Genomic DNA, 21,954 nt, shown 5'->3' with positions numbered 1-21,954 from the left:
AAAGTGGGACTGCAGTTATGACACGCATGGAGAATCTTGTGCTTGTGAGTATTCACGAACCAGTTCAAGTCTGCGAGGCTGAGTTCGTCAAAATCGTCGGAGAAAGCTACGCATTTGTTGATGGGATCCTAGATAATCACGAAAATGAAGTGAAAAAGAGCAATATCCAGAAGATGTAGTGATGATTTAGGTCAGAATTATCTAATGACTTAAAAAATACAGGGTTAATTTTGGAATCCTCTACTATATATTTTTTGGAAGACTGTTTCAATAAAAGCCAAACCGATTATTTATCATAATACGCTTTAAGTCCTGGAATAATCCTATGAACGTGTTTCTGATAATCACGGTATTCATCTCCAAACTGGGCTACCAGCCTGCTTTCCCAATGAATTGAACCCATAATAAGGTAAATCGTAGTCAGGATGTAGATCATGAGCAGGTTAGTTGTCATAAAAGGAGTTAACCACATAATGACAAGTCCTGAGAGAAGGAATGGATCTCTTATCCACCTGTAAATGCCATGTATGTTAAGATGGATCGAATCTGGTGAATTTGGTGTTGATAACTGCGCTCGCAACTGGAACCTGTGTGGTGCATCTCTCAAAGCTCTCGGACCAACTATTAAAGCAATTACCTGACCAGCTACCATGAACCAGCGCCATGGAGAAGGTATGACATAAAGGAATTCACCCGGATTTTTGTAAAGAACATAGACAAGAGGGATTAATGTCATAACTGCAATGAGATTATAGACCGGCATATACAGTTTGTCTGCTTTTGATCCTAATGAGCGCCTTATAAACCGTTTGACCGGCAGGCTGGCAAGTAAACTATGAATTAATGCAAATCCCACAAGACAGAGAATAAGAATCAATGTTGATAATAACAAACCCTTCCACCTTCATTGATATATCTATAGGAAGTTCTATTTAGGGCTTATGATGCAACTTTTTTTTGTCGAATAAAATAGCAAAAAATATATTCTTGCTTGAAAAAATAGGACTGATTATCCGAAGTTGATCTTATATATAAACCCGGAAGACACGGGATTATATAAGAATAATTCATTATAATGAAATGTAAATTATAATTGTATGTTGGCTGGTGATACAATTAGCGATAATAAAAAAAATATGAAATTTGCCATTTTGGCAGTTGGTCTGGTGGTATTAGGTAGCATTTTCTGGGTATATGGAAGCTTTTCATTGTTCGGACCCAAAGATCTTGGTGTCAGATATACCCACGAGGACTACGTAAGTGCTCTTGAAAAGACAGGAATGCAAATAGAATTTGAAGGCATGACCGGTGAAGAACTGGAAGATTATAAGCAAAATGCAGAAAAGAAATCCATAAATGATTATAATTTTGAATTCTCTGATTATCAGGAAAAGCAATTCACGCTTACTGCGGAAGAATCCACGGCACTTTTGAATGAAATCGCACCTGGATTCTGGTGGTTCGATAACCTTCAGGTAAAGGTTTTGCCTGATGGAACGATGGAAGGATCAAGCACTGCGGACATCGCAAGATTGAAGACTGATCTTTATTCTGATGTTGCAGACGATGTCCCTATCCCACTTCCTGATACCCTTAACATTTACAGTAAAGGAAAGATCAGTGTTACAAATAACCAACTCAGTGGTGATCCCGAGAGTTTTTATCTTGGATCTATACCTCTTTCAGAAAAATACCTGGAAGAAGATAGTGTCAATACAATGGAAGAGTATTTCCCCCGTATTTATACAGTAGTTCCCGGACTTGAAATAAACAGTCTGACATCTAACTCCGAAGGCGAATTTGTATTCGATGGTGTCATTCCTCAGAAAGTTTCCGTGACTAAAAAGTGAGTTTGCGGGGTTTTCTGTTGAAATACATGATGATCAATGGGAAAGGAGAAGAAATTCCCCCTTTCCCACATCACAAAGCTTACGTGTACAGAAGTAAACAGTTTTTCACAGCAAAGAGTATTGCAAGTCATCTTACAATGGGTAATTTCATCACATTGAAGGAATTATACAACGGGTTCAAGCATAAATGCTCAATTCCAAGAGTTCTCCTGATTGACCCTACAAGCGACTGTAATCTAAGGTGTAAAGGCTGCTGGTCACAAGATTATGAGAGTGGTCACAATATTTCTTATGAGAAATTCGATGATATATTGAATCAGGCTGAAGAATTAGGGATCATGGATTGCCTGATGACAGGTGGAGAACCACTTCTTCGAAAAGATGATATCATTAAACTCTGCAGAAAACATAACAAAATGACATTTGGTGCTTTTACCAATGCAACTCTGATCGATGAAGAGTTTGCCGATCAAATGGCTGAACTTGGAAATCTTAATGTTTTCATAAGCATTGAAGGAACTCAGGAGCAGACAGATTTCAGAAGAGGTGAAGGAGTTTACGCTAAAGCCATAAAAGCTATGGACATCCTGAGAGAAAGGAACATCGGTTTTGCTTTTTCAGCGTGCTATCATTCAAAGAATTACAAGACCATAGCCGGCGATGAGTTCCTTGATCTGATGCGGACAAAAGGAGCATGGTTTGGCTGGCTTTTCCAGTATATTCCTGTTGGGAGCACTGCGGACACTTCACTTATGTGTACAGCAGAAGAACGGGCTTATGTGCATGAAAAGATCAGAGATTATTGTGAAAAGCAAGACTATGTAATTATTGATTTCTGGAACAACGGTCATCTTTGTTTTGGATGTATAGGAGCAGGTGTTGGTTTTGCACATATCAATGCAAAAGGTGATGTGGAACCATGTGCCTTCTGCCATTACTCTGATTCGAACATCTATGATGTTTCACTTGCGGATGCACTGAGGTCTAACTTTTTCACAACATTCAGGGAAGCACAGCCTTTTTCAGAAAATCCACTCCGTCCCTGTCCTTTGATCGATAATCCGCAGGCAATTATTGATGTTGTAAAGGCCGGCGGTGCAAAGTCAACTCACATGGCAAACCCCGAATCTGCCGAAGAGCTTGCCAGTAAGAGTTTTGAATGTGCCGGGGAATGGAAAGAGCTGGCTGATGAACTGTTCCTGAAAATGCCTGAGCATAACCGGAAGAATTTTCCCAAATTCCTGAGGTACTTTGCCTTTAAGAAAGGAATAACCGATGGCAGACGAAGAAAAATTTGAATGTTTTGGTGCAGAAGTTCACTTTAAGAGTGATTCTGCTCAGTGGTTTGTATTCGTGCATGGATTCGGCGGTAGTGCCCGGACATGGAAAAAGCAGATTGAGTTCTTTTCAAAACATTACAATCTGCTTGTTCTTGAGATGCATAAGGAACCGCAATTCAAAGACCTTGACATCTATAAGGTTTGCAGACTGATCAATAATACATTGATCTATCACGGAGTTAAAAAAGCTTATTTTATGGGTTTTTCCTTTAGCACTCTGATATGCCTGCGATTTGCTGTTCTCTACCCTGAAAAGACTGAATCTCTCATAATGGGAGGTGGAATTGTAAAATTCAACCTGAGAACAAATTTCCTGCTTTATCTGGCAATCACCTTTAAAAGAGGGATCAATTACATGATTCTCTACAGGTTCTTTGCCTATATCATACTTCCAAGAAGAAATCACCGCAGGTCAAGATATATTTTTGTAGCTGAAGCCAAAAAGCTTGGTTATGAAGAGTTCTGCCGGTGGGTAGACCTTATACCTCAGACAAAACCAAGTTTAAAATGGTTAGATGAACTTGACAATAATATTAAAGTCCTTTTTGTATCTGGAAGTGAGGATCACTTGTTTTTAAAGGATGCCAAAATGCACACTGAAAACAGGATAAATTCCAGAATGGAAATTATCGAAAATTGCGGTCATGTCTGTTCTATCGAGCAATATGACAGGTTTAATAAAATTGTATTTAACTATCTGCAATCAGTTAAATAAAAGTGAAGCAGAAGTAAATAAGTAAATGAGAACATGGATTCATGAACTCATTTTTGTTTTCAACTGAATATTTCCCTTTTAATCATCAGGGAAAACATCTGCAAGATAGCTTGCAATCACCATATTGACATTTGTGTCTCTTGATGGCATTTTGCCGCATTCCATATATTCCATAATATGTTTAGGGAATACATAGATCCATCCGCCTGTATCATCAAGGATAGCACGGAGTTTGCTTCCACCTACCATAAGAGCAAATTTTAGTTGTTCAAGGCTTGTCATCTCTTCAGGGACCAAGAGTGCAATATTTCCGCTAAAGAAATTGTATATCAGGGATTCCTTTATTGCAGGATCATATTCTACTGCGAATTTCCTGTTGGTTTTTGTGCTTTCCTGCATATACTCAAGAAGCTTGTTGTAAGAATCACATTCTCTTGTAAATGGGGGAACGAACTGTAAAGATTCTGAATCGTCTGTTAATGACAAAGAATTCGGGTTTGCTGATATTGTCTCTTTAATATCCGATTCTGTAATCCCAAAAACTTCCGCATCCTCAAGTATTTTGCCTACAGCAACCTGGAAAGTAAGCGGTTCCTGGTTTATTTTACATGAAGGAAAATCTTCAGTATATTGCGATATCATTGCTTCTATCAAAGCATGTTTTATTTGTGTAGGCATTTTCATAATAGTAACTCCGAACAGATTTTAATTGCTAGTTAACGAATTGATGGTGCATCTGAGTGTATACGGAAGTGCTTTACTTAGCTAATATTATTTAAAGTTAACTATTGACTGGGGCTTGCCCATAAAGTCCCTTATTTTGTGGTCAAATAGCCTACTTTATAGTCAAGTAGCTTACTTTATGGTCAAATTGGATGTCGGAAAATCATTTCCAGATAGTTCATAAAGATGTGTATTTGAAACTCTGTAGAAAACCTATTTCATCTTTCATTTTGGCATAATAATTTAAAAAGGATAAATCCCTTGAGTATTTAATTATGAAATTAAATGTATACTCTGAAAAAGATTCAGGAGTTTTAGATAAATTAGGAGAAAACATCAAGAATCCAAAATACTCCATCTTTGTAATCCTTATTACTCCTCTTATATTTGCATTAGCATGGAATCTTTTTTCGTATATACTTCATTCCACTTCATTTGGAGACTTTGGATTTCTGTTAACTATTATGCTAATGTTCATTGCACTTATTAGTCCAGTTATGGTGCTGGCATGCTATGCATATTTCACTGAAAATAAATTGTCCTCTGCAATAATGGGACTGCTCTTGTTCCCACTTGCATTTTTTTATGCAGAAGTCATCACAAAAATGGTAAATTTTCAATTTCAGTTGCTTGTACACACGTTTAATCTATCACATATGTACAGTCTTTTTGAAGATTTTTGGAATTTTTCATTAATTCATGCGTTGATAGGTATTTTAGTAACATTCAGAAAACCTTTTTACTTGGCTATAGCATTAATATTGTTAATTTTACAATTTGTGGTATTTGTCAGTTATCTTGACTAAATAATGCATATATATCCAACATCTTATACATCAAGTGATTCTTTGAAGTGAAAGGAGTAAAGGATAAGGTTATGTTTCCAAAATCTATTGGGCTTGTGATTTCAAAAAAATGAGATGATTTCCATCACACTGTACTTCAAAAACAATCTAACTATTTCTGCTTTAATGAAGCTTTCTCTTTTAAGAACTGAAGGTATTTCTTGACAGTTTCAACTTTTGCTTTCTTGAGTTGCTTTTCCTGTAGATATAATCGAGTAATGGAGTTTGGAACATCGTTTCAAATTTGCAACCTTTTATAAAATATTTTGTTTTAGAAATAAATCGCATATATCTGATTAGGTAGCAAAAAGCACGTCTTGCTAGCTATTGCTAATTTTACTTTATGGTCAAAAGGGTTACTTTGTAGTCAAATAGCTGAGTTTGTGGTCAAGTAGACTTTATGGGCAAGCCCTATTAACTGTTTTATGGAAGTGTGCGTAAAACCAGAAAAATTAACCATCCTGATTTTAGTTTTGATTTCAGAGTTTAGAAATGGGAGATTCCCGGATATTTAAAAGCTAACTGCAAAATCATAATTTCATAAGAAGACGGAAACCGACAGAATACAAACCATAATCAGAATCAAAGCTGCTGCGATAGGATGAATGACATTTATTAGAATAACTGACCCATGCGCCACCACGCAGAGCAATTGCAGTATTACCTACAATTTCCCATGCAGTTCCTTCGGCAAGGTCTTCCTCATAAATCCTGTGATACCTATCCTGACACCATTCCCAGACATTTCCATACATATCATGTAGTCCCCATGGATTTGGCTTTTTCTGACCTACAGAATGTGTCTCATGACTTGAATTCAAATAATACCAGGCATACTCATCAAGTTGCAGGCCAGAGTTTCCAAAAAAGTATATAGTATCAGTTCCAGCTTTGCATGCATATTCCCACTCAACTTCTGAAGGAAGACGATATTTATCCGTATTTTCAAGCTCATTCAGTTTTTTTATGAATTCCTGTACTTTATTCCAGGTAATGCATTCTACAGGTCTGTTATCACCCTCAAAACAGGAAGGTTCATCCCCCATTACAATAGTCCACTGTTTTTGAGTTACCTGATATTTTCCCAGGTAGAAAGGTTCTGGTATAGAAACTTTAATTGGAATCTCATAGCTGAACTCTAAAGAATCCAGATAGAATTCTCCGGCAGGAATAAGCATAAATTCCATTCCAATTGAATTTTTTATAGAATTGGCAGGTATTTTATCTTTAGCTTCTTCATACATGTTTTTGATAGACTCATTCTTCCCGGAAGTTAAATCGATATAACTCATTTTTGCCAACCATCTTCTGTAATTTTTTAGGAGTTTTCATATATCTTTCGTAATTAGATTATGATTAACTTCTAATTTATGATTTTTGTAGAACACTCATTCACATTTTGAACTCTTATGATGAAAATATGGTAAACATATGTTCTAATATCAGATGCAAGCATAGTATAGTATGGAATTATATTTAATCATCAGAAGGTGAGTCAATATGAAAAAAGTACTTGCATTGATATTGGTTTTACTCATGGTTGTTGCTTCATTCAGTGGTACAGCCATAGCTGGTTCAGGTGATGAAAATTACAACGGAGAAGATGGTGAACAGCCAGGCGTAGGAGTAGATACTGGCCCCGGTCAGTCAGAAGCTCCAGATACAGGAGATAGGACAAGATTTAAGGATCGCTGACTTTCCTAACCTTTATTTTTTCAAGAATAGCAAAAAGTAGTCTTTTAAATACACTGAAAATACAAAAATGAGTTATTGGAACAGGATTTATCCTATTCCAGTTTAGCTCATCTTGTTTTCAAGTGGTGTTCTTCTTTATCCTATGAACTATCCAATAAACTGGAAATTCTCAAATTGCCATGTATCCGGATCATGTTCCACTGCCGGATTCTCCTTAAAGAACACCTTGCGATTCTTAAGTGGTGTCCAGTCTGATGGAGTGGATATGAAATCACCAAGATATGGCAGGGCAATATTCAGGACAAAATCATGTGGAAGATCTTCAGGTGTCCTGATTCCTTCTTTTGGATTCTCAAGCATCCAGAGTACAGCAGCTACTACACCAGCCGCTACCTGAAGAGTTGTTGCGTTCTGACCTGGAGCAAGAGATCTTGTATCTTCGATACTCAATGCACTTCCAGTCCACCATGAATCGTAAGAATGACCCATCAGAAGTGCACCCAATATATCTGCACCGGAAACAATCTCGTTTGTCATTATTCTGAGCTTTGACTGAAGCTCATAATTGCGTCCACGCAACTCAAATAGAGATGAGAGTGTATCATGACATGGCATGTAAGCGTAATGAATAGTTGGTCTGAATACTGCTTTCTCTTCATCCCACACTGTCAGTAGTTTGGAAAGACCGTATGATTCCCCATGACGGATAACCATACCAACAATCTCTTCATCAGGTATCCATGACCTTACCCAGGTGTTCATACCCATTTGAGGCATGAAAATAACATTTTGCGGACCGTAGTCCGGAACCTGAGCTAGGGGAGGCATCTTATTCTCATGTGTACCCCATGCAATTTCTACAGGAGCTGTACCTTCTTCCCTAAGCCCTTCTATGCTCCATGTACCTACAAATTCATCAACTTCCTTTGCGCGATTAGCAACCTGTGTGTCGCGTTCGCTGCAGTGAATAACTCTTACACCAAGTTTCTGAGCCAGATGAGCAAAGTCTCTTTTCTCAGCAAGTTGCTTAATTTCTTCTTCGTCTTCAGGAGAGACTTTCTTGTCAGCACAGGTGCGTTCTGCAATATCCAGCAGACCCTGCTTTACAAAATGAGTAATAAGACCCGGGTTTGCACCGTGGTCAACAACAGCAGTAGGTGCGTCCTTCCAATCACGGGAAAGCTCATTCAATTTCATCTGACGTAAATAAAGGGATTTTTCCAGCAGGCTTCTGTTCATGAAGTCCTCAGTGGGGTCCCATACTTCTACCGATGTGTTAACGTATAATACATTATGCTCATGACACCAGGTAATAATGTCTATGGCATCAATATTCCATGAAAGGTCTATGATCAGGCCATCATTATCCATGTGTCTGGATAATACCTGACTCAGGTTTTCAGGAGTGATCTTTTCACGGACAAATGTTAATCCCTGATTGGTGTATTTCTTCAGGGCTTTTGATTTGTCTTCAAAATCTATTAACGTAATGTTTTCTAACGGAACATCGAGTTTGTCCAGTAAAAGTGGTAAGGTGCACTGTGAAACTGAACCATAACCGATGATGAGAACCTTATTTGAGAATTTTGGTTTCATACCTTTGGTACAGTCCCTCTAACATATAACTTTTTGTCTTTTAGGCCTATTTAAGCAGAGGAAATCAAAAGTTATGAGTATAAAATGGGGTAACCATTAAAATATTTATTCAGACTGCTCAGTTTTGAATGTTAATTGATTAAAAGATAGTTATTAGGAATCGATATGATTTGAGGCAGGAATTATAGTGTTAATTGGTAACAAGACGCTTCTATAATCTAAAATTAGTCTAAAATGCTTAAATCGAGTAAAAAAAAGAAATAATCAGAATAGGATTAATAAAAGCGACTTATTCAGTTTGATTGAATAAATCGCTTTCTGTTTTTACGTTTTTGTTTTCAGTATTATGAAATAAGCAGTCTGTCTACTACTTCGCCTTCTTCTATTGCATCAAGTATATCCTCGACGTCACCTGCTGTAACCTCACCATACCAGATCTGCTGTGGGTAGATCATGACAATTGGTCCTTTCTCGCAAAGACCTACACATCCGGTTGCAGTAACCATCACTTGACCTTCCAGGTCTCTGTCCATTACTTCTTCGGCAAACATTCCTACAAGGTTATGTGATTTCTTGTTCTCGCATGCGCCCTTTACCATTCCGTTTAGTCTTGTGCTTGCGCAAACAAATATATGAGTTTCTGGTTTTTGCATGATAATCTTCCTCTATCAATTTCAAATTGTGTTTTGAGCCGTATCTTTTTACGAGTACTCGGAATGCATTTACTGACTGTATATTATTTAACTCTTTTTATACCATTGGGTTTACCGCTTTTCTTTCATCAAATAATGAGAAGGTAAAAAAACAAAGATTAAAAAAAGTATGAAATCATATAGAAAATCCTCATCTGCGTATGGTTAGAAAAGCAGGAGCAAGTAAAATGGGTGATTATGAATTAAGTGATATTGAAATTAAAACCATTGATGACTGGATAATTGAAAACATCCTCCCGCAAAAAGGATCAAAGAAGACTTATGCAAGCTTTGCGCTTAAAACCTTGTTTGAAGAATCGCCTGTTGGTTTCTTTGTTACTAATAAGCAGTTCAAGGAAGCAATGGTCAGATGTAATTTCGCACCAGTGAATAAAAATAAGTTGAACTGGGATTTTCGGGTTTCCCTGAAATCAGAACCATGATCCACTAGTTTTTAACACTACAAACTTGCCAGTCTTGAGAATTAACAAAGAAAAACTGGAGAATTAGTAAGGGTGGTTACAAGGTAATGAAGTTTGATACTGGATCGGGTTTCATTCCGTCCTGAATTCCCCTTCATTTTTGGCTACACGCAAGTGAAGTTTATTGCAGGATAGGGTTTTATCCCTTCTTGAATTTTCTTCATTTAATTACGTGTTAATGAAGTTTATGTGGACAGAGTTTTACTTCCATCCTGAAAATTACTTCATTTTACAGCTTACTTCCTCGTAACCAAATTACAATATGTTGTTTTTGATATATACGGCTGACGGTTATATTACTGTGAATTATTTTGCAAGGTAGATTAGAAACTCAACATTATGTATATGATTTTTAAATATGACTTCTGATGCAGTTTATTTTGATATAAGTGCAAGAACCACAAATCGTGATTTTGATTCTTATGCGGATTTTTTGCTTTCGATATTGTGCACTGCATATTTCTTTGAAGACAGGAACATTGAAAGCATCTCAAGTTCATCAAAAGGTATCTGCATCTCTTTAAGGAGTGGTTTGAAATGAAATTCTGTAAGCTCAGCTTCATATGATTCTACATTTTTTTGCCATTCTTCTTTAATCCTGACTATTTCCTCATCCGTAACTCCAGACCTTGAAAAGGTATCAACTATCCATTCTGCAAAATCTCTGATTATCAGAAATCCGATTGGACAGGGCTGTAGCCCAAGGGATGTACCGGACGTGTTGACCTTGAATGGATACATACCGCAAACTGTTGGTCTGCTGTCGTATACTTCACATCTGCCGCTTGTATTGAGAAAAGAACAGGGTGTATTCATCTGGTAAAGTCCGGCATACAAACCTTCGCTTGTAATATTTTTTGCCTTTTCTTTATTCAAAACTGTCAGGACTTTAACTTCGTCCTCAAAAAAGTGAATCTGTCCTGTACTGCAGCAATGTGCTCCGCATGTTTCCGGGCATTGATAATGTTTTAAAATGTTCTGAACCACGTTATAGTGAATTACTTTTTTTACAGCCGTGCTTATTTCCATAAACCTTTTTTCACCAGCTTTAAGCCTATTTAGGCAAATAAAAACTATGCACATAAACAAACATCTACAATATAATGTTTTTGCCTTGAATAAAATGATATAAATTGATTTTTTGAATATTTAAATGATAAAAACTGATTAATTAAAGATAGAAGTATTATTAATTGATTTATGCAAATAAAATCATTAAATTTAACATTTATCAAAATAAAGCTGAAAAATAGAGGTTTTTAAATAAAAAAAACTTGTTTTAACCAGCAAATAATAAAAAGAATGAATCTAATTTGTGATTTTAATTAAATAACCTTTATGAAATAAAAGTAAAAAGAAATCTAGATAATGCCATACTAGATGGTTCCTTACGTTTAGCTTTTACTGCAAAGTCTTTAATTTCAGAACGTGGCAGCACTATCTTCTTTGAAAACTAGATATGTATCATGGGCTTCTTGCGTGAAAATTTAAGCATCTTCAACACACACATCCACACCATCAATACAGATGTAACATCCTTACAAATGCAATCATTTCAGAATATGTTTATTATGAATCAATATAGTTTTGTAAAAGTATCCGTCATTATTTCGGATTCGCTTATACGCAAACTTGAATCGACCTTACATTTTACAATTACTTGAAAGTAATATTCCTTTTGTTCGTTCAAAACCTTTACTTTATTAATTTTAGTTAACGATTCAATTGCTGCTTGTGTTCCAGGTCCTAAACAACCAGCTACTATAATTACATCGTTTTCTTTGCAATATGGATTTTTCATTCTTGTGATAATTCCATAATCCACTTTGATTTCATCGTTTATTATTTCACTTGTATACAATTCTTCATTATCATTTTTAGATATTATTGAATAACCTCTTTCCCCTCCAAAACAATATTTAATTTCATCAAATTCAAAGAAAAAACGACTCTTCTCATTTGGTATAGGACCTGCTAATGATAGTATATTTTTTTCACAATCTGTTTCTGAAACATAATTTGCCATTGCTTTTTCGGTATCAATTTTATACTTGTGGCAAAAAGATTGAAATGTCAACAGCCCCTGGAAATCCTTATTAGTTGTTCCACTTCTTTTTGGATCAATGTCTTCAGGTGGAATAAGAAACAATAGATTTTCTTTTCTATATTTTTTGAAAAACACTCTAATATCTTTATCAATAAAATACTCGCATATATAATGATATATTTTTTTAGAAATCTCATAAGCTTCAAATTCGCTGACCGTGAAAAGTATCCTCTCAACCCCCTGCAATACATTATTTTTCATACCGTATGGTGAATTTTACTATTTTATAATTAACAATATTTTCAATAAAATGGCAATAGACTTTTTAAGATGATATATTTTATACAATGCATATCAGTTGGAACATATTTATATTATACGCAAACTAATTCTAAAATATGTATTCAATTGAAAAAGACGATTAAACCATTATTCCCCTAACATAGTGTATTTTACTTCGATTGATGGAAATTCAGCCTAATGAAAACGTTTTTCTATCTAAAATTACTATAAAAATTCAGGAAAATTCACTGAATAATTGTACCCGCAATCATGATATTTATAGCGTTGTTTGCTTGCGATTTTACCATTCGTCTTATGGCTGGATCTTTTGCATCTGATGGGGAATGTAAATATTGTACATCGGATGTTTGTACATATACAACAACATGACTTGTTTAAATCTTCAGAAGACTTTTATTACCGGCATCTCACAGATCAACAATAGAACCTTCCGGGAAGATTTTCCTAAATACAAAGCCTACAAGTGGGCCTGCCACAAATACTATCAAAGGATATGCAAATACAGCATTTATAGCAAGATTAGAACACCATGTTAACGGTAATTCTTTTGAAAATCCAACTGCCGATATTGAAAAACATAATGACATTAAAGTTGCCATTCCAGCAACAAAAACCAATGCCGTTATAGCTCTTTTCTGAAAAGGGGTGTGATGGTGTTTGTGTAACCTAAATACCAATTTCATTCCATGCTTTCCTACAATAAAATATTCAAGTGTAAATGCCACTATAAAAGTAGGAGGAAAACTCAACCAGGTCACTTTTATTATATCTGCAGAAAATCCCTGATGGACTGTTATGTTGTATCCTGTCATTACAAAGGCCATAAAACAAACATACATGAATGTATGGATTAGATTCTCTTTTTTATTTTGTATCAAATTCTCACCTTGTGCATGTGAAATGAATTAATAAGAAAGTTTAACACAAGGAGTGTTTATGTGTATCAAAAAATTGACATCTTCTTATAACGATTGCTAGTTGTCCAGATTAATAATAAATTTAACGCCTGAATAATTGTTAAAACTTGGATTGTTTCAACCTATGGTTTTTTAATCATCATGATAATTGATTGCCGTTTTCTCTGCCAAATCAAATATGTGCAATAAAAAATGATTACTACTGTGAATGTTTTTAATCTGATATTTGCATGGATATGTGCTGCAATGATAGCTACAGTCTTTTAGGAAGCATATGCTGAAGGCAGGAATGCAGGCAATAGCGGGAAGATTGGCTGGAAAATCCGGTTTGATAAGCACGCTTCATTTTATTTCATATAATGCGCCATATCCACCTAAAGCCATATCATCAGGCTTTCTCTATTGATACCATTTCTATTGTAAATGTCAGTGTCTCACCTGCCAGCCTGGTATTACAATCAATGGTTACATTTTGTTCAGTGATGTTCACAATAACACCCACTTGATTTTGTGATGTTACTTTCTGGCCAATGATTGGAGTAATGTTTGCTGATTGGAATTCCTCAACAGGCACAGATATCAGAAGCTCTGGACAATATGCACCATATGCATCCTCCGGAGGGATAACAACCGTTTTAACATCACCAACTTCCATATCAATAACTGCATCATCAAAACCTTTAATCCTTTGTCCAGTTCCGGCTATAAAAGACAGAGGTTCATAGTTCCTGGCAGAATTGTAAATACCTTCTTCTATTGCAACTTCCTTTATGGAAGTGTCAAATACGGTCCCATCATTTAGAGTTCCTGTATAATTCACAGAAACAAAGTCTCCAGCCTCTACTTTTTGGACATTGTCAGACTCAGTGCACCCACTGATAAGCAAAGAACAAACCAATATCATGAATAGGATTTTCTTCATACGACCACCCCAATATTTCCATCTATAAAACGTGGAACTTTAAGGTATATAAGAATACTGAATCCAGTCTGAAACACCAATTATAAAAGAAGCAGTGTAACCTAAATATTTACTACATCAATCAATTAATGAGAACAAATATGAGAATAAGGAATGTTCCGGAAAAGATTGATACTAAAAGAGATGCTCTTGTCCTTTTTGATGCACAATAACCCATTACTCCACAGATTAGAGCTGGAATTACGAGATCAATAATGGTGATAATTCGTAGCCAGTGACCTAAACCTGCCATTATGAAATCTGGGTCTGACAGTTCCAGAAGAATCTCTGAATAGAAGATGTAAAGGGGAATTAAAAAGACACCTGATAGTGTGGAGGTGATATTATCTCCTGTGGTGTATCCGTAATATATTATGACTGCTTCCGGCACACCAAAGACTATGATAGTCATAAGTATATGCAATATAACATCTTCCATGATGGGTAAATACAGTTTGTATCCTACATCTATCAATGCAGGCAATAATGGAAGCAAAACCACAATTGCTGCTGAGAGAATTGATTTATTTTTGTCCATTAAACTCCTAAAAGATAAGAAAGGTGGCTGGAACCACCTTATTTAACTGCAGTTATCACGGTAGCATTCCCATTATTGTATGCATTATATTCGTTTGTATATTCATTGCCAAGAGGATAACCAAGGGGATAAGCAAAGAAATCCCATCCATCATAAAATGCGGCAACTATCCCTTCTGCGCCTTCGTAATCAATGGCCTGATGTCCGAGTGGCCATTCGAAAACCCCATCATCCTCATGAGCATTAGCTACCACAGCACCATTTGAAATTGTCCATAAACGTGCATGGTATCCACCAGATATTCTATATACACTTGTAGCCACACCATCGCCCTTCTTCCAGCCGAGTTTAGGATCATAGACATAATGTGTGTACTCAGATGGGTTATCAGTCCAAGATTCTGGTATCTCGCTTTTAACTTCAGTTAAGCAGGAATTATCCCATGCCAGATTTATTGGGTCTTCCCGTACATACCAGCTGAAGAACTTTGACCATGTCCATTGAGGATATTTATAGTCATCATTCCACCATTGGTATGGATCGTTCTTATATGTAATTACCATCGATGTTTTGGTCGTATACTCTTTCTCTTTTCCTTTTTCCAACTTGATAGTTCCAGACTTTTTGCTCGTTAATAGCAATTCATTTTCAGTCACGACCAATTTGTCATCCTTACTGTTTATCATTACAGTTCCAGTCTCCAGAGGAATTTCCATCTCCTCATTTAATTTACTGAATCCTGTCTTCTTCTTAAGCTCCTCACCAGAATATATCTTATTTATTTTCAGGTACCCTTCTTCATACTTGTAAATCTTTGTCAATTTAACGTTCTTTATAGTATGGTCTTTCGTCCATTTCTCCTTAGATTCCTCTGGAGTAGCGCTCGCCGTTGGTACAAAAATAACGCTAAACAATATCATTGCAGCAATCACTATGGCCAATTGTGTGCTCTTAGATTTCATATTCAACCCTCTCCACTGATTCTTATATCATGGGTAAGATTGGTGAAGTATCTTAAAAAACAGTCTGCTATTATTTTCAAATAATACTGGACTGAAAGTACTTAACAAAATATCCAACCTCTTCCCCAACATTATTATTTAATACATTAAATTAAATAATTATTAGTACTGATACTTGTGTACTCTTTTTATCTCCCATTTCTTCCTCCTAAAATCCCCAATGGCACGAATGAAAACTGTATTTTTATTTATTTGACTGTCTCCTTTACAAAATCTTAAGCTCCTCTGAGTTGCATACCCTCCCAAATTTTGGAAATACAAACTCCATGGCAAAATTCTGTGCCTCGTCACTAACTGAAGCAACGCAATCGTTCAGGACAATACAATTATACCCTCTGTCAAAAGCTCCCCTTACAGTACTTTCAACACAGAGGTTTGTAATGGCACCTCCAAAGAGCAGGTTATCACAGTGCAGGGACCTGAGTATCCTGTCAAGGTCTGTGCCGTGAAAACTATTCATAGTATGGTGTTTTGTGACGATGAGATCTTCAGGCCGAGGTGTGAACTCTTCGATGACCTTCATCTGGAATTCCCCTTCTTCGCGGGTTATTTTTGAAAAATCCAGTTCCTTTATTGTTTTCCAGAAATCTGTCTCAGGTAAGTTTGCGTTTAAAGCCTGTGATATTTGAGGTCGTAGCTCCATAATAACGAATATTATGGGTATATCTTCTGCCCGGATTTTTTCAATGGCTTTGACCGTACTTTTTACAATACCCTTTTCCTGAGCGAATTTCCAGGCTCCCATTCTGCATTAGCTCCTTTTTCATGAAGGACAAAGTTCTGTGCATCCACAATAATGAATGCAGTGCTATCTCTTTTTACTTTTACCATTTGTATACCCCCAATATGCCTTAAAGTTGATATTGACTTTACATAGCTATTTAACACAGTAAAAACGCATAATCAAACCTTATTCACTATTGTGAGCAAGGGATAGTTTCTGTTATTGGCAGAAGTTTAACTTTATCTTCAGGAACAAACGTTAGTACATCTCCGATCACAGCTTTCATTTCAGAAGAATTCATCACAGCATCGAAGTCTGTACCAGGTTTGAATTCTACTATACTGAATTGATAAAATGTTTCATCGTCTAACTTTAAAATCCTCGTATTTTCTACGATATCCCCAAATGTTCGATTAAATAAACTCAAATGTTCCTGATATCGTGTATCAAATTTCTCAGTATCATCTGGTTTATTGTATACTACTACAAAACCTACAGTATCTGACATTCCCACTCCTCCATAAAATATCATTAGCGCTATGCAAAAATTTACACATTATAATATAATGTTTGATATTTTATATCGTTTATGAAACATTATTACTGAATAGGTTAACACTGTTATCTCTTTTAATAATGTGAGGCGCAGAAATTACAAGTAGGAATAGAAACGGGGTGCTGTATAATGCTTACAAAAGAGGCGTTATAATCTGAGTAGATATACCCCGCATCGCAAACCAGGGATGCAGCTAAACAGGAAAAATTCAATTGATTATTAGAAAAGGTTGCCTGATAGAGCCAATTTTATTGTTGGTTGGATGTTATATTGGGTGATGACCGCTATCAGGCAAATCATCTATATATGGTGTACGTCACCCAAATGTAGTAAAGGTATCAACTTTCTAATACCGTACCCCCACTATTAATAGAAGGTTGATACCCGATAATCTCGCTCCAGTATCTTATGTAGATTCCCACTCCACTTAGTAATCCACATAAGTAAGTATCCTTCTTAACAGATAAAAGTGAATAAGAAACAATGTTTCATTAAATGAGAATTAGAAACAAAAATCAGGAACATCGGCTTTAATGCTGGTGTTTTAGAGTAAACATTTTATTTAAATTCACACCATTAATCATTCCTTTGTTTAAATATTGAGAGTGAAGTTATCCACCAAAACTTTCACCGTTCCATATTCATTTTACTTCATTTTGTGTTGCCTAAACTTCAGAATTTAAACCTTCAATAAGAATTTCAGTGTCATTAAAACTTACTACTTGAAAAAAGTCTTTTCTGCTTGACTTCTTATTTTTGGGTTACTATGACTCAATGTGTTGAGTATCCCTTTAGTGTCTTTCTTGTTCACTAAAGATTGTATATCTGGGTCTACTATTTCATCAATTGAATCCATGTCAAGTCTATATTACATATTAAATATTATTCTTTTGATAGATTTAACATCATTACTAAGCTTTTTCAGACCATTTATTTTTAACACTGTGTTTCATTATAAATTCATGTGCATATACAAATAAATAAAATATAAATGATATATTTCAAGAAGTTCGGTTTTTTGGAGATAACTATATCCCGACGCTCAGGTGCGGGAATATATACAAGGCGAAAAAAGTGCACGGTGTTTTGCACGTAGTGTACACAACAGCATTTAATATTCTGGTAAAGAGTGTACGCTTTGTAAGGTATAACATATAAGTAAAATGATAAAAAAAGTGAAGTAGAAACCAATTTCTTGGTTTTCTACTGTATAATTAAATGAATTTTAAGTACAAAAATTAAGCTAATTCGCCAAATGCGAACTTGCTCATTACTTTAGTAACTTTAATTGTAACTTCATCGTCGACTTTTGTATCTGGTACAAAAACAACAAATCCGCTTACTCTTGCGATTCCGTCGCCTTCTCTTGCAATGTCTTCGATTGTCACTTCATATGTTTTGCCAGCTTCTACTGGAGCATTTGACTGCATGTTATTAAACAAATATTTCACGTCCTTTAAGTATTAGCTCAAAAAGAATACAACCATTTGGTTAAAGATACGAAAAAACAGTAAATACAGTTAAGGTAATACCATCTAGACCTATAATTATCAAAGTAGTTTCAGCCTCTAAAAGCAGACGTACTATGTTCGGATACTATATAAAGATGTTCGTATGTGCCCGAATAATGTGTCAAAGCAACTTACTCCACATATCCAACCTTTTTTTAACATGTATATTCAATGTAAACGGTTTATAGCTCTTTGCGTTTTTCTTCATGTAATGCAGAGTACCCTTAGAGAATCTCATTTCAGGTCAACCTCCTCAGGGTCAAGATAGCAAAGAACTTCATCGAGGCTAAGTTTGACAAATCTCTTGTAGTGCTTGATTATCTGAAACAAAGATATCCTGTAATAGATTATGATTTCACAGAGGATATTGAAAAACTGAAGTCTGCTAATTCTATCAAGGAAATCATGGGTATCGAAGGCGGAGTTGCTTGGAAGTACTGGAACGAGTTCAATAAAGCTATTCCTGATGAATATGATTTTTGTTCTAGGATAGACCAATACAGGAGAGCAACAGGAGCAGGAGACAAAGTTAATGTTATGCTTAATTATGGTTATGCTCTTCTTGAAGCTGAATGCTTGAGAGCCATTAATACGGCCGGTCTTGATGCTCATGTAGGATTTTTACATGAGATGAATCCTAGCAAGAACAGTCTTGCCTATGATCTGCAAGAGCCTTTTAGATTCATTGTTGATATGGCTGTAATCAGCCTTATTGAGTCCAAGAAGATGGATAATACAGACTTTATCAGGACTGAGAGCTATTCACTCAGGCTTAAACCTTCAGGAGCTAAGAAAGTGACTGAAGAGTTTAATGACTGGATGAACAAGAAAGTTCCATACAAGAAGCAGTCTGTTATGTGGAGTTATGCTTTGTTATTGAAAACTAGGGAGCTTGCTCAGTATCTTGTTGGTAAAAGAAAAACACTTGATTTTAGTAAACCTGCTTATGTTGTTAAGAGACAGGATTCAGACGATATTAGGCAGAAGATACTCAGTATCTCATATTCAGACTGGAAGAAGATGGGATTCTCTAAGGGTACATTACACTACATGAAGAAAAATGCTGAAGCGGATAAACCGTTTACTATGAACGCTCATGTGAGGGAAAGGTTGGAGATGTGGGAAGAATCTATGTAAACTTCTGATATAGACACGTAGAATAAATATAAAAATTTAAGTAAGATATAATCAATTTGTAATAACGATTTATATTTAACGAACTTTTTATAGAAGTGATATTGTGGCTTTATGGGATGCTGTAAAAAAGGGTGCACAAAAAATGGCAGAGGGTGCTGGTAAAGTAACCGATGAAATACAAAGACGTGAAGAGCTAAAAAGAAATAAAACAAAAGCATTGCGTCGACTCACATTGAGGCAGCTTCAATATATGGCAAAAAATTATGGAATTAAAGTTACATCTCATGAATTTGTATTTGATGATGAACAAGTTCCCAAGTTAACCATAGATGATTATATAATTTCCATAAGATCTAACTTAAGTTATGAGGAAATAATAAATTATCTCAAAAAACGAAAAGTTAATGTTTCAGATTTAATAAGTGAATCAAACCAAAATAATAAAGCTATTGTATCTAATGTCTCCCAAAATAATAGACCTCAAACGGAAATCTCAACCGAACTTTCTTCAGATGAAGAAATATTATATTCGGTGCTTTGCACAATATCACAAGAGTTTGATAATTCCTTAAAAGTTATTGACGAATATGAGTTTGAAAGTCATCTTTCTTCTCTTTTGAACTTCACATATGGTAAGAATGGATGGAACATCCATCGACAAGTTGAATGTGGACAGTTTAATGATAAAATAGATATTGTACTTGAAAATCATATAAATACAGTAGCATTAGAACTGAAGATTGGTAATAGCAAGACACATATTCGAAATTCTTTAGGTCAATTACATACTTATGCCAAACACTATCCTAATATTTCACTAGTTGTCCTTGATATAGGAAAAATTAATTCTGAATTTTACAACCAGTTTGAACAAGATTTGAACTCTTTTGGTGTTTCATTGTTAGTGCTTGAAGGAAATCTCCGTAAAAAAAGGAATAAAACAAAGACTGCAACTGTCAAATTTTCATAATACTAAAGAATTTTAGCTTTTTGTGGAGAAATAAATGCCAGATTTTTTGAACAAGGAAACAATTCAAATTATTATATTTGCAGTGTTTGTATTACCTCTGTTATTAAAGATTGGGATATTTTCATTGAAGGCTATTAATGAACCCAGTCAAGAAAATATAGAAACAAGCGTTGAATTAGCAGCCCAAAGTCAAATTCCATGGTGGTTGGGTATTATTGAATGGTTGTCAAATAAAGGAGAAGTGGGAGCTTATTTGCTTATTGGCTTTGTATTTTTTTTGAAATGGGTTGGTGAAATAAAATAAATTGATTATGCATACTTTAATGTACCATCTCTCATAGCATCGTGCCAGCCCAACTCTATACCAGTTTTTATAGTTTTGAATAATAAATACCGTTTGTCATTATATTCAGGGTGCTCTACAATGAAATAAGTCAAATCAATCAAAAATCGAGGTGATTTATAGTCATCAACAATAAAATAGTCGTCAAACATTTCTTCTTCATTTACCCTATATCGCAAGCTAGAATGAGTTTTTGTTTTTAGTAACCAATGAAAATACTTTTCGAATAATTTAAGATGTTCTAAATACCAACCATTGCCTTCTAGCATACTCTTCTGAATATTATCAAAAACAGAGTTGTTTTTAGCCTTTAAAAAATAATCAACAAAATCAGTTTTACTGATTAAATAGCCACCAAACCTATTTCCTTCGTTAGTTTCAGAGTAATATGACCCATTGACATTTTTGACTATATATAATATTTCTTCATTACCTATATCAATAAATATTCTTTTTTTAGCTTCAAGTATTGCCTTTTTTGAGTACTTCCATATTATCATATTACAGTCATCTGGCCAATAACCGCTACCACAATAAGAATCAGGTGAATGTACAATAATTCTTTTTTCCTGTCCGTTAATTAACCAAATCATATTGTTGTAGAAGTCTTCACGTTCATGAATTTCAGAAACTGATATGGGAGAGTTTTGTAATTCTATAACTAACCCGTTTTTATTTTGTATATCGGCTCGATGTTTTTTCCAGCCTTTTACAATTGGAACTTCACAATATTTCTTGTTGACTAAATTTTTCCAACCCAAATGCCATTCTGATTCTTTACCCCTGCTCCACTTATCTGAACATTCTGTGCCTTCTGGGTGAGCAAAATGATGGATATTAACTTCACCAGTCTTGTAAACTAAAGGCTTTTCACATTTTGGCCAATCACAAAGAGGGCAATATGCCTTTATTTCTTCACTCTTATTTTTTTTAGCGGCTCTTATTTTCTCCCCATCTTTAGTATTGGCATATAACATCACATTAATG

General features: G+C 35.3%; 25 protein-coding genes and 1 pseudogene. 9 read left to right on the top strand and 17 right to left on the bottom strand.

Translation table 11 applies throughout. The features are described from left to right. Positions 1-286 precede the first annotated feature (286 nt). Positions 287-892, bottom strand: coding sequence for a methyltransferase family protein (locus FKV42_RS02505; protein WP_154808671.1), 606 nt, complete (start codon positions 890-892; stop codon positions 287-289). 274 nt (positions 893-1,166) lie between these two features. Between FKV42_RS02505 and FKV42_RS02500 the strand changes: the two genes are divergently transcribed. Genes FKV42_RS02500 through FKV42_RS02490 form a run of 3 tightly spaced genes read left to right on the top strand, consistent with a single transcriptional unit; the run spans position 1,167 to position 3,905 of the window. Next, the gene (locus tag FKV42_RS02500) at positions 1,167-1,850 is read left to right on the top strand and encodes a hypothetical protein (RefSeq protein WP_230375426.1); all 684 of its coding nucleotides are present in this window, start codon (positions 1,167-1,169) and stop codon (positions 1,848-1,850) included. A gap of 26 nt (positions 1,851-1,876) precedes the next feature. Beyond that, positions 1,877-3,148, top strand: coding sequence for a radical SAM/SPASM domain-containing protein (locus FKV42_RS02495; protein WP_230375428.1), 1,272 nt, complete (start codon positions 1,877-1,879; stop codon positions 3,146-3,148). Further along, positions 3,126-3,905: an alpha/beta fold hydrolase gene (locus FKV42_RS02490; RefSeq protein ID WP_154808669.1), complete on the top strand. Its 780-nt coding sequence runs from the start codon at positions 3,126-3,128 to the stop codon at positions 3,903-3,905. Before FKV42_RS02495 ends, FKV42_RS02490 begins: the two co-directional genes overlap by 23 nt. 78 nt (positions 3,906-3,983) lie before the next feature. Here FKV42_RS02490 and FKV42_RS02485 read toward each other — a convergent pair whose 3' ends face one another. Further along, the gene (locus FKV42_RS02485; RefSeq protein ID WP_154808668.1) at positions 3,984-4,589 is read right to left on the bottom strand and encodes a hypothetical protein; all 606 of its coding nucleotides are present in this window, start codon (positions 4,587-4,589) and stop codon (positions 3,984-3,986) included. Between the two features lie 314 nt (positions 4,590-4,903). Between FKV42_RS02485 and FKV42_RS02480 the strand changes: the two genes are divergently transcribed. Further along, positions 4,904-5,434: a hypothetical protein gene (locus FKV42_RS02480; protein WP_154808667.1), complete on the top strand. Its 531-nt coding sequence runs from the start codon at positions 4,904-4,906 to the stop codon at positions 5,432-5,434. Positions 5,435-6,003: 569 nt separating this feature from the next. On the opposite strand, the gene FKV42_RS02475 is transcribed toward FKV42_RS02480, so the two are convergent. Continuing rightward, positions 6,004-6,765 carry a formylglycine-generating enzyme family protein gene (locus FKV42_RS02475; RefSeq protein ID WP_154808666.1) on the bottom strand — a complete coding sequence of 254 codons (762 nt, stop codon included), beginning with the start codon at positions 6,763-6,765 and terminating at the stop codon, positions 6,004-6,006. Between the two features lie 208 nt (positions 6,766-6,973). Here FKV42_RS02475 and FKV42_RS02470 point away from each other — a divergent pair, with 208 nt between their 5' ends. Beyond that, the gene (locus tag FKV42_RS02470) at positions 6,974-7,168 is read left to right on the top strand and encodes a hypothetical protein (protein WP_154808665.1); all 195 of its coding nucleotides are present in this window, start codon (positions 6,974-6,976) and stop codon (positions 7,166-7,168) included. 147 nt (positions 7,169-7,315) lie between these two features. On the opposite strand, the gene FKV42_RS02465 is transcribed toward FKV42_RS02470, so the two are convergent. Both FKV42_RS02465 and FKV42_RS02460 read right to left on the bottom strand, forming a co-directional pair. Continuing rightward, positions 7,316-8,764, bottom strand: a complete 1,449-nt coding sequence (locus tag FKV42_RS02465) for a saccharopine dehydrogenase C-terminal domain-containing protein (protein WP_154808664.1) — start codon at positions 8,762-8,764, stop codon at positions 7,316-7,318. A 344-nt stretch (positions 8,765-9,108) separates the two neighbouring features. After that, the gene (locus FKV42_RS02460) at positions 9,109-9,417 is read right to left on the bottom strand and encodes a (2Fe-2S) ferredoxin domain-containing protein (RefSeq protein WP_154808663.1); all 309 of its coding nucleotides are present in this window, start codon (positions 9,415-9,417) and stop codon (positions 9,109-9,111) included. A gap of 200 nt (positions 9,418-9,617) precedes the next feature. Here FKV42_RS02460 and FKV42_RS02455 point away from each other — a divergent pair, with 200 nt between their 5' ends. Beyond that, a complete protein-coding gene (locus FKV42_RS02455; protein ID WP_230375424.1) occupies positions 9,618-9,899 on the top strand; it encodes a hypothetical protein in 282 nt (93 codons plus the stop codon). A 459-nt stretch (positions 9,900-10,358) separates the two neighbouring features. Here the strand turns inward: FKV42_RS02455 and FKV42_RS02450 are convergent, their stop codons facing one another. From FKV42_RS02450 to FKV42_RS02410, 11 genes and pseudogenes are all read right to left on the bottom strand, one after another. Next, positions 10,359-10,967, bottom strand: coding sequence for a YkgJ family cysteine cluster protein (locus FKV42_RS02450; protein WP_154808662.1), 609 nt, complete (start codon positions 10,965-10,967; stop codon positions 10,359-10,361). Between the two features lie 547 nt (positions 10,968-11,514). Then, complete coding sequence (locus FKV42_RS02445; protein ID WP_154808661.1) at positions 11,515-12,246, bottom strand: hypothetical protein; 732 nt, start codon at positions 12,244-12,246, stop codon at positions 11,515-11,517. A gap of 267 nt (positions 12,247-12,513) precedes the next feature. Continuing rightward, positions 12,514-12,606: pseudogene (locus tag FKV42_RS14325) on the bottom strand (IS1 family transposase); the annotation flags it as partial. Positions 12,607-12,695: 89 nt separating this feature from the next. Further along, the gene (locus tag FKV42_RS02440) at positions 12,696-13,166 is read right to left on the bottom strand and encodes a DUF2798 domain-containing protein (protein ID WP_154808660.1); all 471 of its coding nucleotides are present in this window, start codon (positions 13,164-13,166) and stop codon (positions 12,696-12,698) included. A 427-nt stretch (positions 13,167-13,593) separates the two neighbouring features. Then, positions 13,594-14,127, bottom strand: a complete 534-nt coding sequence (locus tag FKV42_RS02435; RefSeq protein WP_154808659.1) for an FKBP-type peptidyl-prolyl cis-trans isomerase — start codon at positions 14,125-14,127, stop codon at positions 13,594-13,596. Between the two features lie 121 nt (positions 14,128-14,248). After that, the gene (locus FKV42_RS02430; RefSeq protein WP_154808658.1) at positions 14,249-14,704 is read right to left on the bottom strand and encodes a hypothetical protein; all 456 of its coding nucleotides are present in this window, start codon (positions 14,702-14,704) and stop codon (positions 14,249-14,251) included. A 38-nt stretch (positions 14,705-14,742) separates the two neighbouring features. Then, a complete protein-coding gene (locus FKV42_RS02425; RefSeq protein ID WP_154808657.1) occupies positions 14,743-15,666 on the bottom strand; it encodes a hypothetical protein in 924 nt (307 codons plus the stop codon). 265 nt (positions 15,667-15,931) lie between these two features. Next, positions 15,932-16,471: a cysteine hydrolase family protein gene (locus tag FKV42_RS02420; protein WP_154808656.1), complete on the bottom strand. Its 540-nt coding sequence runs from the start codon at positions 16,469-16,471 to the stop codon at positions 15,932-15,934. After that, positions 16,432-16,557, bottom strand: coding sequence for a hypothetical protein (locus FKV42_RS14185; RefSeq protein ID WP_268865961.1), 126 nt, complete (start codon positions 16,555-16,557; stop codon positions 16,432-16,434). The genes FKV42_RS02420 and FKV42_RS14185 overlap by 40 nt, the downstream gene beginning before the upstream one ends. Positions 16,558-16,643: 86 nt before the next feature. Further along, a complete protein-coding gene (locus tag FKV42_RS02415) occupies positions 16,644-16,958 on the bottom strand; it encodes an EthD family reductase (protein WP_154808655.1) in 315 nt (104 codons plus the stop codon). Positions 16,959-18,244: 1,286 nt separating this feature from the next. Continuing rightward, the gene (locus tag FKV42_RS02410; protein WP_154808654.1) at positions 18,245-18,436 is read right to left on the bottom strand and encodes a TRAM domain-containing protein; all 192 of its coding nucleotides are present in this window, start codon (positions 18,434-18,436) and stop codon (positions 18,245-18,247) included. A gap of 312 nt (positions 18,437-18,748) precedes the next feature. On the opposite strand from FKV42_RS02410, the gene cas1 reads away from it, so the two are divergent. The 3 genes from cas1 to FKV42_RS02395 all read left to right on the top strand — a co-directional run bounded on the left by cas1 (position 18,749) and on the right by FKV42_RS02395 (position 20,928). After that, a complete protein-coding gene (gene cas1, locus FKV42_RS02405) occupies positions 18,749-19,654 on the top strand; it encodes a CRISPR-associated endonuclease Cas1 (RefSeq protein WP_196214021.1) in 906 nt (301 codons plus the stop codon). Between the two features lie 103 nt (positions 19,655-19,757). Beyond that, positions 19,758-20,624 (top strand): hypothetical protein, encoded by an 867-nt coding sequence (locus FKV42_RS02400; RefSeq protein WP_154808652.1) that lies wholly within the window; start codon positions 19,758-19,760, stop codon positions 20,622-20,624. A 34-nt stretch (positions 20,625-20,658) separates the two neighbouring features. Continuing rightward, the gene (locus FKV42_RS02395; RefSeq protein WP_154808651.1) at positions 20,659-20,928 is read left to right on the top strand and encodes a hypothetical protein; all 270 of its coding nucleotides are present in this window, start codon (positions 20,659-20,661) and stop codon (positions 20,926-20,928) included. Positions 20,929-20,933: 5 nt separating this feature from the next. On the opposite strand, the gene FKV42_RS02390 is transcribed toward FKV42_RS02395, so the two are convergent. Next, positions 20,934-21,944, bottom strand: coding sequence for a competence protein CoiA (locus FKV42_RS02390; protein ID WP_154808650.1), 1,011 nt, complete (start codon positions 21,942-21,944; stop codon positions 20,934-20,936). Positions 21,945-21,954 lie beyond the last annotated feature (10 nt).

It is taken from the genome of Methanolobus vulcani, assembly GCF_006546655.1.
Taxonomy (GTDB): Archaea; Halobacteriota; Methanosarcinia; order Methanosarcinales; family Methanosarcinaceae; genus Methanolobus; species Methanolobus vulcani_A.
This window is presented reverse-complemented; position numbering and strand designations above follow the sequence as displayed.